Genomic DNA, 10,773 nt, shown 5'->3' with positions numbered 1-10,773 from the left:
GGAGTACCTGGTCCGGGTCGGCCGGCCGCGGTGCTGTCGGCACTGGGCCTGGAGTGAGACCCGGGCCGCCGTCCGCGGGATGACCGACGGCGACCCGACCGCGCCGACCCGTGGGGACGGGGGCGGCGCGCACGCCGGGTGAGGTGCCCCTGTGAGCGGCGGGGGCACCCCACCCGGCCGACCGCTGTGCGGGGCGCCGTGTCAGACGTCCTGGCCGTTGCCGCCGCCGGTCGACGCCTCGATGCCCTGGGCGATGGTGTCGAGCACGGACTCCTGCCGTCCGGCGTCGACCCCGAAGCGGACGACGACCATCTGCCGGGAGTTCGCGGGGGAGGGGAACACCAGTGACTCCACGATGCCGTCGGCGCCCTTCCTCGTGACGGCCTTCCAGCGGACCAGGAAGCCCTTCTGCCCGGCGACGGTCACGGCCCGGGAGGCCAGCACGTCGTGCGAGGTGATCCCGCCGTAGGACTTCCCGCCGTAGGACTCCTCGGCGTTGTCCGCGATGTCCGCCTTCGCGATCTCCTCGGGCGTGTCGCCCCGGGTGCCGAGGGCGAGGGCGGGGGCGGAGTAGGCGCCGCCCTCGGTGCAGGTCGCGGAGGTGTCGCCCGGGCACTTGTAGGACTCGTCCGACATCACCTGAGCGCCGGCGTTGAGCTGCAGGCCGTACCAGCCCTTCGGGATGGGCAGGCTGATGCCGCTGACCCTGTCGGTCACGGACCCGCCGCGTATCTTCGGGGGCTCGGACCGGTCGGGCTTCGGACTCCGCCCGCCGTCGCCGCCTCCTCCCCCCGACCCGCCGAACGGCCCGCCCCGGCCCCCGGGCGCGTCCGGCCCGCCCGGTCCCTGCGACGTGGCCGCACCGCCTCCGCCGTCGTCCGTCAGCGCCTGGACCCCGACACCGATGCTCGCGAGGACGACGACGGCCACGCCCACGGCGATACCGGTGCGAAGCCGCCGGCCCCGGCCGGACGGCGGGGCGGAGGGGTAGGCGGGATAGGCCGGATGAGCGGCCGGGTGGGCGGCACCGCCGGGGTGGCCGGGGCCTGGTGGAAAGCCGGGAGCCGCCGGACTGGCGGCCGGGCCGAACGCGGAGGCCGCGTGCTCCGCACCGGCCGAGCCCGTCTCCTGCGCCGGGTCGCGCGGCAGGGCCGCCGTGCCGTCCGCCGGGTCGCGCGGCAGGGCCGCCGTGCCGTCCGCCGGGTCGCGCGGGAGGGCCGCCGTGTCGTCCCCCCGGGCCCCCTCCGCCCCGGGCGCGGTGCCCTCTCCCCGGGCCTCCTCCGGGCCCGGCTGCGCCGCCGTCGGAGGGAGGCCGGCCGTCGGCGGCCGTCCGGGGCGGACACGGTCCGTCCAGGTCCTGCCGTCCCACCAGCGTTCCGTGGCGGGCCCGTCGCTCTTCTGTCCGGGGTCCGGGTACCACCCGGGAGGCGTCTCCTGCGTCATGCCCCCACCGTATGAGGCGTCGGTGAAAGAGACATGAGAGGGCCTCGGGCCGTCCGTTCGGGCGGCGGCCCGGGCGCTCGGAAGGCCGAAAACCACCGCTGCGGCCGGACGGAAGAACAGCGCCGGGGCGAACGTCGCGTACGCCCCCGCGAGGGCCTCGGCGGTCTGCGTGCGGTACGCACCGCCCCTTCGCGGACGCGGCGGCCGCCGGGCACGGATCGCGGGGGCGGCGGCCCTCTCGTCGAGATGTGCTCACGCTCCGGTGAGTGAGCGTCATGTCCGGTTGTTCTGAACGTCGTTGACGAGAAGAGGGCTGGTGGAGGGCCAGTGCGTCGTCCTGCCGTACCCCGTGTCACCCGTCACGGCAAGAGGTGCCGCGAGCATCCTCCACTGAGGCGACCGGAGGACTACGCTCGACGTCATGTACGTCGTTCGGGCGACTTGGGGAGGTAGCGGGATGACGGAGGTACGGCCCACGGCCGCCGCCTCGGCTTCCCTGTGGGAGCGCGACGACGAAGTCGCCGCCGTCACAAGGGCGGTCGACGGTCTGTGCGCGGACCAGCCCTCGTCCGGGGGGCTGCTCGTCTTCTCCGGCGAGGCCGGGCTCGGCAAGACCGCGTTGCTGGCCGAAACCCGCCGCATCGCCGAGGCGCACGGCTGCACGGTCTGGTCGGCCCGCGGCGGCGAGACCCTCAGGTCCGTCCCCTTCAACGTGGTGCGGCAGCTGCTGCAACCGGCCCTGGTGTCGATGCTGCCCGAGGAGGCCCGCGACTACCTCGGCGACTGGTACGACATCGCCGGCCCCGCCCTCGGCATAGCCGACCCCGGCGACCGGCAGGCCGACCCGCAGGGCGTGTGCGACGGCCTGGTCGCGGCCGTGCGGCGCCTCTCCCGCCGCGACTGGCCGCTGGTCCTCCTCATCGACGACGCCCACTGGGCCGACCAGGAGACGCTGCACTGGCTCGCCGGACTCGCCGAGCGGATCGAGGAGACGTCCGTCCTGGTCGTGGTCACACGCCGCCCGGGCGACGTCCCCGGCGCCCGCCACCTCGACGCCGTCGCCGCGGCCGCCGACGCCCCCGTCGCCACCCTGAGCTCCCTCACCCCGGACGCCACGGCCGGACTCACCCGCGCCACCCTCGGCCGGTACGCCGACGCCGCGTTCTGCCGCGAGGTCTGGGCCGTCACCGCCGGCAACCCCTACGAGACCGTCGAACTGCTCGCCAGGGTCCAGGACAGCGAGATCGAACCGGTCGAGGCCCGGGCCGGGGAACTGCGCGCACTGAACCGCTCGGCCCGCGGCGGCGGCCTCGTCGCCCGCCTGGAGGAACTCGGCATCGACGCCACCCGGTTCGCCTGGGCGGCCGCCATCCTCGGCACCGGCATATCCACCGACCTGGTCGCCAAGCTCGCCGCCCTCAGACCCGAGGACGCCCGCCGCTGCGCCGCACTGCTGTGCACCGCCCGCATCCTCACCGCGCCCGACCCCACGACCGGCCGCACCGCCGACGGCGACCTGGAGTTCGTCCACCCGCTGATCGCCACCGCCGTCTACAACTCCATCCCCGATGCCCTGCGCACCGCCATGCACGGCATCGCCGCCCGCATCGTCGCCGACGAGGGGCACGGCGCCGCTGCCGCCGCCCGCCACCTGATCGAGGTCCACCCGGACGACGACGAGGAACTCGTCGGGCAACTGCGCGAGGCCGCCCGCGAGCACCTCGCCGTCGGCGCCCCGGACGCAGCCCGGCGCTGCCTGGAGCGCGCCCTGGCCGAGCCGCCCCGGCCCGACTCCCACCCGCAGGTGCTCTTCGAACTGGCCGAGGCCACCTTCCTCACCGCGCCCGCCCGCACCATCGGCCATCTGCGCACCGCGCTCGCCGTGCCCGGCCTCGACGGCGACCAGCGGGTGAACGCCGTCTTCCGGCTCTCCCAGGCGCTGCTGCACAACGACCAGCTGGACGAGGCCGTCCGCACGGTCGAGGCGGAGGCCGCCCGCCTCCGGCCCGGGCCCGCCCGGATGCGGTTGCAGGCCGTGCGCTTCATGTGGGAGGGCCTGCACGCCGGCGAGACCACCTCGCCGGACCGCTCCCGGCGGCTCGCCGAACTCGCGAGCACCTGCACCGGCCGCGACAACTCCGAACGCGCCCTGCTCATCCTGCGCGGCTTCGACGCCGTGATGAACGGCGAGAACGCCGAGGAGGTCGCCGAGGTGTGCGACCGCGCCCTCGTCAACGGCCGCCTGGCCCCCGGTCTCGGCTGGACCGACACCGAGTGGGGCATCGAACTGCTGCTGATGCTCGCCAACGCGTACGCCTTCACCGACCGGCTCGACCGCGCCGAGACCCTCTACAACGAGGCCCTGCGCGCCTACGAGACGGCCGGCTGGAGCGGCGGCCACCTCGCCCTGGCCCACGCCTACGTCGGCCTCGGCCACCGCAGGCGCGGCCGGCTGAAGGAGGCGGAGGCCACGCTGCGCGAGTCGCTGCGCCTCGCCGAGCGCGTCGGCCGCGGCCTGCCCCTGTACTGGTCCGCGACCTGCAACCTCGTGGACACGCTGCTCGCCCGCGGCCGCGTCGACGAGGCCTGGGACGTGGCCGAGCGCTACGACTTCGTCCCGCCCTACCCCTCCACCATCGTCCTGCCCGATCCGCGGTCGGTGCGCGGCCGGCTGCTGCTGGCCGTCGGCCGGACCAAGGACGGCATCAACGAACTGGAGGCCGCCGAGAAGGCGGCGGCAGCGCGCGGCCACCACAACCCGGTGCTCGTGCCGTGGGCGATCGACCTGTCCCGCGCCCTCAGCGCGGAGGACCCGGCCCGGGCCGCCCGGCTCGCCGTCGACGTCCGCGTCCAGGCCGAGCGCTTCGGCACGGACACCGCCATCGGCGAGGCCCTGCGCTGCGCCGCGGCCCTGGAGACCGGCCAGCGCGCGGTCCGGCTGTACGCCCAGGCCGTGACCTACCTGGGGGCCTCGCCCTGCCAGTACGAGCACGCGGCGGCCCGCATCGAGTACGGCATCGCCGCCCGCTCGGCGACGGACCTCGAACGCGGCCTGGACCTTGCCCTTTCCTGCGGCGCCGACGGACTGGCCGAGCGGGCTCGGAGCGCGCTCGGGACCGGGGCCGGACCGGCGTAGCCGCAGAGCGCGCGCGGCCGGCCCGTCGGCTCACACCCGGCCGGCACGGGCTCACCCCCCGGCGGTGTCCTCCGCGGCCAGCGCCGGCCGGGCCGTCGCGAACGCCGCGTTCGCCGCGGGCACCCCGCAGTGCACCGCCGTCTGCAGAAGTACCGCGCCGATCTCCTCCGCGGTGAGCCCGCTACGGCGGCCCGCCCTGACGCGCAGGGCCGGCTCGTCGTGGTGGCCGTGCGCGACCAGCGCGGTCAGCGTGATCATGCTGCGCTCGCGGCGCGACAGGGTCGGTCGGTCCAGATCTCGCCCACGCGTAACGCGGGACGAAGTCCTGGAAGCGGGCGGTGAAGGGCGTCTGCCGGGCCTGTGCCCGGTCGCCGTGCGCGTCGCCGTGCGCGTCGCCGAGCACCTCGCGGCGCCACCGCCGCCCCTCGGCCGGCCGGTGCGCCGAAGTGGGCGCGCAGCGCCGTCAGGACCGCCTCAGGGCCCCGTTCGGGCGCCAGGTGCGAGGCCCCCGGCACCTCGACGAGGGCCGCGCCCGGCACGGCGTCGGCGATCTCCCGCAGATGCGCGGGCGGCGTCGCCGGATCCTCACGCGAAGGGCCGGCTCACCACGTCAGGGGTGAACCGGCCCTTTGCGTGCGGTGCCGGATCCTCACGCCCGGCGACCAGCAGCGCCGGCACGCCGGTCTCCGGCATTTCAACACCCTCGTCGCCGGGCCGGGCCTGGACCAGCGCACGGTGGGGGAGGGGGCGGGGCTCGACCGCTCCACGATCGCCGAGGTGGTCACCCGGCTCGGCCGCCGCGGGCCGCTGGACACGGTCCGTGACCCGCAGGACGACCGCCGCATTCTGCCGTGCCTCACGGACGAGGGCGTGCGCACGCACCGCAGGCTGACCGTGCGCACCGCTCGGATGAACCAGGTCTTCCTCGCCCCGCTGCCCCCGGCGAACGGACGGTCCTCTTCGACCTGAACCGGCGGGTGGCGGACGCGGCACAGGGGCTGCGCCATCCCGGGGAGCCCTTGGCGGCGCCCCGCTGACCGCAGCCCTCCCCGGCGCGCGCGAGCACACGGCCGTGCCGCACGCTCAGGACGCCTTCGCGTACACCACCCACACCTGGCCCTCGGCGAAGTTCACCGGCGTGCCGTCACCCGTGGTGAACGCGGTGCCGCCCTCGGCGCTCTCCCGCTTCCAGTTCACGTCCCAGGCCCGCCCGTCGCGCAGCACCTTGGCCTTCCCCGAACCGACCGTCTCGGTGTACGGCGTGTTGTTGCCGAGGAAGTCGCGGAAGGCGGACTCGCGCACCGTCACGTACTGCACGACGACGGTCGCGGGCGCCATCAGCCTCCCGTCGGACGTGGCGTCGGCGCCGTCCATGCCGACCAGCCAGCCGTCGCGGGAGTCCGACCAGGTGAAGGTGAAACGGGCCGCCGGGTAGCGCACGGTCTGCGAGGCCGTCGCCGTGCCGCCGTCCGGGGCGGGGCCGTAGCGGAAGCCGGTGGTCAGGGCCGCCTGGCCGGGGGGCTGCGAAAGGACCTGCCGGGGCCGCAGGTACAGGTTGTGCGGGGCGGGCCTGCCGCTGTCGCGGACGAAGGCGTCCGGGTCGTTGGCCGGTGTCGTCGCCCGCAGCGGCGCCTTGTCGATCACCGGAAGCAGCTTCTGCTGCGCGCCGGAGAAGGCGAGCGTGGGCCGGTCGAACTGGCGCAGCAGCTCCAGATCCGACTCGCGTGCGCTGCGCACCGGACCGACCGTCTCCGGCAGTCGCGTCGCGTACACCGCCATCAGCCGGCTCAGCCCGCCCTCGACCTGCTCCGCGTACACCACGTCCGCGTCCTCGACCCCCGTGTGCGGGCGGGCCGGAGCCGCGTTGTCGATCTTGACGGCCAGGACGGGCGGTCCGGTGGCGGACGGGGAAGCCCCGCGCTCCGACTCCCGCGGAGAGCCGCGGCCGTCATCGGGCGTGCCGCCGCCGTTCGTGCAGCCCGCCAGGGCGGCCGTCGCCGCGGCGGCCAGCAGTACCGCCGTCGTCGCGGCGCGCCGTCCGTGCGCTCCTCGTGCCATGTCCACTGTCGCCACCGCACCTCTGCCGTCTATTTTTCCAGATTGTGCTCTTATCTGAGCATCGGTGGCTCTCCGTGGCCCATTTTGACGAGATCGTGTCCCGCCCGTGTCCGTCGATCGGTGCACACGGTTCAGCGCGGGAGGCTCGGGTACCCGGGCCCTCGCCGACCGGCCGACGCGCACGCCGACGGAGGGAGCGCTGGGCGATGAGGGCAGTGACCTGGCAGGGCAAGAGGGACGTACGAGTGGAGGACGTTCCCGATCCGAGGATTCAGGAACCGACGGACGCGATCATCCGCGTCACCTCCACCGGACTGTGCGGATCCGACCTGCACCTCTACGAGGTGCTCACACCGTTCATGACACCGGGGGACATCCTCGGCCACGAGCCCATGGGCATCGTGGAGGAGGTCGGCGCGGGGGTCCCGGACCTCCAGGTCGGGGACCGGGTGGTGGTGCCGTTCCAGATCGCGTGCGGCAACTGCTGGATGTGCCTGACGGGCCTGCCCACCCAGTGTGAGACCACCCAGGTCCACGGCGAGGGCATGGGGGCGGCGCTGTTCGGCTACACCCGCCTGTACGGCTCGGTGCCGGGCGCCCAGGCCGAGTACCTGCGGGTGCCGCAGGCGCAGTTCGGCCCCATCAAGGTCCCCGAGGGCCCGTCCGACGACCGTTTCGTCTACCTCTCGGACGTGCTGCCCACCGCTTGGCAGGCGGTCGCCTACGCCGGCATCCCACAGGGCGGCAGCGTCGCCGTGCTCGGACTCGGCCCCATCGGCGACATGGCCTGCCGCGTCGCCCAGGTGCAGGGCGCCGGGCGGGTGTTCGGCGTCGACCTGGTCCCGGAGCGGCTGCGCCGGGCGAAGGCGCGGGGCGTGGAGACCTACGACCTGCGATCCTTCGACAGCGAGAAGGAACTGGTCGCGGCGATCCAGGACCAGACCGACGGCCGGGGCCCCGACGCCGTGATCGACGCGGTCGGCACCGAGGCCCACGGCAGTGCCGCCGCGCGCCTGGTGCAGAACGCCTCGGCGCTGCTGCCCCGCAAGATCAGCGGCCCGATCGCCGAACGCTTCAGCGTCGACCGGCTCGCCGCCCTGTACACCGCCATCGACCTGGTCCGCCGCGGCGGCACCATCTCGCTCTCCGGCGTCTACGGCGGCATGGCCGACCCGATCCCGCTGCTCACCCTGTTCGACAAGCAGATCCAGCTGCGGATGGGCCAGGCGAACGTGCGCCGCTGGAGCGACGAGATCATCCCGTACCTGACCGACGAGGACCCGCTCGGCGTCGACGACTTCGCCACCCACCGGGTGCCGCTCTCGGAGGCCCCGCACGCCTACGGGATGTTCCAGCGCAAGGAGGACGGCGCGGTCAAGGTGCTGATGCGGCCCTGAGCGGGCCTCAGGCGCCGAGGATCTCGGCGAGGTCGTAGCGGACCGGTTCCTCCAGCTGCGCGTAGGTGCAGCTCTCGGGGGTCCGGTCCGGCCGCCAGCGCCGGAAACGGGCGGTGTGCCGGAAGCGCTGCCCGTTCTCCATGTGGTCGTACGCCACTTCGGCCACCCGCTCCGGCCGCAGCGGCACCCACGACAGGTCCTTGCGGCCCGACCAGCGGCTCGGCGCCCCCGGCAGCCTGGCCTTCTCGTGGGCGGCCTCGTCCGACCAGGCCGCCCACGGATGCCCCCGCACGTCGTCCATGCGCAGCGGCTCCAGCTCCTGGACGAGTTCGGCGCGCCGCTTCATCGCGAACGCGGCCGACACCCCGACGTGCTGCAGCGTGCCCCCGTCGTCGTACAGACCCAGCAGCAGCGAGCCCACGACCGGGCCGCTCTTGTGCAGCCGGTACCCGGCGACCACCACGTCGGCGGTCCGCTCGTGCTTGATCTTGAACATGGCGCGCTCGTCCGGCCGGTAGCGCACCGTCAGCGGCTTGGCGACGACCCCGTCCAGACCCGCCCCCTCGTACTCGTCGAACCACTGCCGCGCCACCTCGATGTCGGTGGTCGCCGGGGCCAGGTGCACCGGGGGCGTCACCCCGGACAGCTCCCGGACCAGCACCTCCCGGCGTTCGGTCAGCGGGGCGTCCATCAGCGACGCGTCCCCGAGCGCCAGCAGGTCGAAGGCCACGAACGAGGCCGGCGTCCGCTCCGCCAGCATCCGCACCCGCGAGTCCGCCGGATGGATCCGCTCCGTCAGCGCGTCGAAGTCCAGGTGCCCCTCCCGCGCGATCACGATCTCCCCGTCCACCACGCACCGCCGTGGCAACCGCTCCCGCGCCGCCGTCACCAGCTCCGGGAAGTACCGGGTCAGCGGCTTCCCCGTGCGGCTGCCGAGCTCGACCTCGTCCCCGTCGCGGAACACGATCGCCCGGAACCCGTCCCACTTCGCCTCGTACTGCATGCCCGCCGGGATCGCCGCCACGGACTTGGCGAGCATCGGCAGGACAGGGGGCATCACCGGCAGATCCATGCGTCGATTCTGCGCCTCCATGTCCGGGTACGCCTGATATGCGAGGTGCGCGGGGTGCGCCTACCGTGTCTCGCATGGGTGACGCGGTGGAACTGCAGGCGGGCGGCCGGACCGTACGGCTGTCCAGCCCGGACAAGCTGTTCTTCCCCGAGCGCGGTTTCACCAAGCTTGACCTCGCCCGCTACTACCTGGCCGTCGGCCCCGGCATCCTGCGGGCCCTGCGCGACCGGCCCACCACCCTGGAGCGCTACCCCGACGGCGTGAGCGGCGAGAACTTCTTCCAGAAGCGGGCTCCGAAGAACATGCCCGACTGGATCCCGACCGCGCACATCACCTTCCCCAGCGGGCGCAGCGCCGACGAGATGTGCCCCACCGAGGTCGGAGCGGTCGTGTGGGCCGCCCAGTTCGGCACCCTCACCTTCCACCCCTGGCCGGTCCGCCGCGACGACGTCGACCGCCCCGACGAACTGCGCATCGACCTCGACCCGCAGCCCGGCACCGACTACCACGACGCCGCCCGGGCCGCTCACGAACTGCGGTCCGTCCTCGACGAGTTCGGGGGACTGCGCGGCTTCCCCAAGACCTCCGGCGGCCGGGGCCTGCACGTCTTCGTGCCGATCGAGCCGCGCTGGACCTTCAGCCAGGTCCGGCGCGCCGCGATCGCCGTCGGCCGGGAGATGGAACGGCGGATGCCGGACCTGGTGACCATCAAGTGGTGGAAGGAGGAGCGGGGCGAGCGCGTCTTCCTGGACTACAACCAGACGGCACGCGACCGCACGATCGCCTCCGCCTACTCCGTGCGCCCCAGCCCGCACGCCCCCGTCTCCGCGCCCCTGCGCTGGGACGAGGTCGGGGTCGCGCACCCCCAGGACTTCGACCTCGCGACGATGCCCGCGCGCTACGCCGAACTCGGCGACGTGCACGCGGACATGGACGACCACCGGTACTCCCTGGAGGCCCTGCTCGACCTCGCCCGCCGTGACGAGCACGACCACGGGCTCGGGGACCTGCCGTACCCGCCCGAGTATCCGAAGATGCCGGGGGAACCCAGACGGGTACAGCCGAGCAGGGCCCGGAAACAGGCGCCTCCTACAACTCCTTGATCCGGATGTCGCGGTACGGGACCACGTCCGTCGTGCCGTGCACCTGGAGCCCGATGCAGCCGGAGGCGAAGCGTCGCCCCTCCGTGCCCGGGTCGTCCGCGCGGGGCGGGGTGACAACCGCACCGGCATGCTGACCGGCCCCGACGACCCCAGCCCGGTCATCGACAACAAGATCACCGGCCCGGCCGACTCGTTCGGCTTCCAGGTGATCGCGGGGGAGGGGGTCGGCGCCGGCGCCTGGATGTACCACTGCCACGTGCAGAGCCACTCCGACATGGGGATGGTGGGCCTTTTCCTGGTGAGGAAGCCGGACGGGACCATCCCCGGTTACGACCCGCACGACCACGGCCGGCACCCTGCCGGGAAGCACGAGGAGGGACGCGAGGAGGGGCACGAGGAGGGGCACGAGGAGGGAGGCGAGGAGGGACGCGAGGAGGGAGGCGAAGAGGGGCGCGAGGAGGGACGCGAGGAGGGAGGCGAGGAGGGACGCGAGGAGGGAGGCGAGGAGGGACGCGAGGAGGGAGGCGAAGAGGCGGTCGAGGAGGGCGGGTAGGTGGGGGGCGT

General features: G+C 74.2%; 6 protein-coding genes and 3 pseudogenes. 5 read left to right on the top strand and 4 right to left on the bottom strand.

Going from position 1 to position 10,773, the window contains the following annotated elements:
- Nucleotides 1-201: 201 nt before the first annotated feature.
- On the bottom strand, nt 202-1,443 hold the full coding sequence (locus tag ACFW6P_RS31750; RefSeq protein ID WP_386359871.1) for a DUF2510 domain-containing protein: 1,242 nt from the start codon (nt 1,441-1,443) through the stop codon (nt 202-204).
- Between the two features lie 457 nt (nt 1,444-1,900).
- On the opposite strand from ACFW6P_RS31750, the gene ACFW6P_RS31745 reads away from it, so the two are divergent.
- Nucleotides 1,901-4,579, top strand: a complete 2,679-nt coding sequence (locus tag ACFW6P_RS31745) for an ATP-binding protein (protein ID WP_386359869.1) — start codon at nt 1,901-1,903, stop codon at nt 4,577-4,579.
- A 51-nt stretch (nt 4,580-4,630) separates the two neighbouring features.
- On the opposite strand, the pseudogene ACFW6P_RS31740 reads toward ACFW6P_RS31745, so the two are convergent.
- Nucleotides 4,631-5,169: pseudogene (locus ACFW6P_RS31740) on the bottom strand (carboxymuconolactone decarboxylase family protein); the annotation flags it as partial.
- A gap of 106 nt (nt 5,170-5,275) precedes the next feature.
- Between ACFW6P_RS31740 and ACFW6P_RS31735 the strand changes: the two are divergent.
- A pseudogene (locus ACFW6P_RS31735) lies at nt 5,276-5,616 on the top strand (MarR family winged helix-turn-helix transcriptional regulator); the annotation flags it as partial.
- Between the two features lie 46 nt (nt 5,617-5,662).
- Here ACFW6P_RS31735 and ACFW6P_RS31730 read toward each other — a convergent pair.
- Entirely contained in the window at nt 5,663-6,637 is a 975-nt protein-coding gene (locus ACFW6P_RS31730) for a DUF3048 domain-containing protein (protein WP_386359868.1), read from the bottom strand.
- 206 nt (nt 6,638-6,843) lie between these two features.
- On the opposite strand from ACFW6P_RS31730, the gene ACFW6P_RS31725 reads away from it, so the two are divergent.
- Nucleotides 6,844-8,034, top strand: a complete 1,191-nt coding sequence (locus ACFW6P_RS31725) for a zinc-dependent alcohol dehydrogenase (RefSeq protein ID WP_386359866.1) — start codon at nt 6,844-6,846, stop codon at nt 8,032-8,034.
- A 7-nt stretch (nt 8,035-8,041) separates the two neighbouring features.
- Here the strand turns inward: ACFW6P_RS31725 and ACFW6P_RS31720 are convergent, their stop codons facing one another.
- Nucleotides 8,042-9,106, bottom strand: coding sequence for an ATP-dependent DNA ligase (locus ACFW6P_RS31720; protein WP_386359864.1), 1,065 nt, complete (start codon nt 9,104-9,106; stop codon nt 8,042-8,044).
- Nucleotides 9,107-9,180: 74 nt separating this feature from the next.
- On the opposite strand from ACFW6P_RS31720, the gene ligD reads away from it, so the two are divergent.
- Both ligD and ACFW6P_RS31710 read left to right on the top strand, forming a co-directional pair.
- The gene (gene ligD / locus ACFW6P_RS31715; RefSeq protein WP_386359862.1) at nt 9,181-10,209 is read left to right on the top strand and encodes a non-homologous end-joining DNA ligase; all 1,029 of its coding nucleotides are present in this window, start codon (nt 9,181-9,183) and stop codon (nt 10,207-10,209) included.
- 112 nt (nt 10,210-10,321) lie between these two features.
- A pseudogene (locus ACFW6P_RS31710) lies at nt 10,322-10,570 on the top strand (multicopper oxidase domain-containing protein); the annotation flags it as partial.
- Nucleotides 10,571-10,773 lie beyond the last annotated feature (203 nt).

Source organism: Streptomyces sp. NPDC058741 (genome assembly GCF_042746715.1).
Taxonomy (GTDB): Bacteria; Actinomycetota; Actinomycetes; order Streptomycetales; family Streptomycetaceae; genus Streptomyces.
This window is presented reverse-complemented; position numbering and strand designations above follow the sequence as displayed.

Excerpts from the sequence above, each read along its gene's own strand:
- ACFW6P_RS31725 (WP_386359866.1), top strand. The coding sequence starts at position 6,844 with ATGAGGGCAGTGACCTGGCAGGGCAAGAGGGACGTACGAGTGGAGGAC.
- ACFW6P_RS31730 (WP_386359868.1), bottom strand. The coding sequence starts at position 6,637 with ATGGCACGAGGAGCGCACGGACGGCGCGCCGCGACGACGGCGGTACTG.
- ACFW6P_RS31720 (WP_386359864.1), bottom strand. The coding sequence starts at position 9,106 with ATGGATCTGCCGGTGATGCCCCCTGTCCTGCCGATGCTCGCCAAGTCC.
- ACFW6P_RS31745 (WP_386359869.1), top strand. The coding sequence starts at position 1,901 with ATGACGGAGGTACGGCCCACGGCCGCCGCCTCGGCTTCCCTGTGGGAG.
- ACFW6P_RS31750 (WP_386359871.1), bottom strand. The coding sequence starts at position 1,443 with ATGACGCAGGAGACGCCTCCCGGGTGGTACCCGGACCCCGGACAGAAG.
- ligD (WP_386359862.1), top strand. The coding sequence starts at position 9,181 with ATGGGTGACGCGGTGGAACTGCAGGCGGGCGGCCGGACCGTACGGCTG.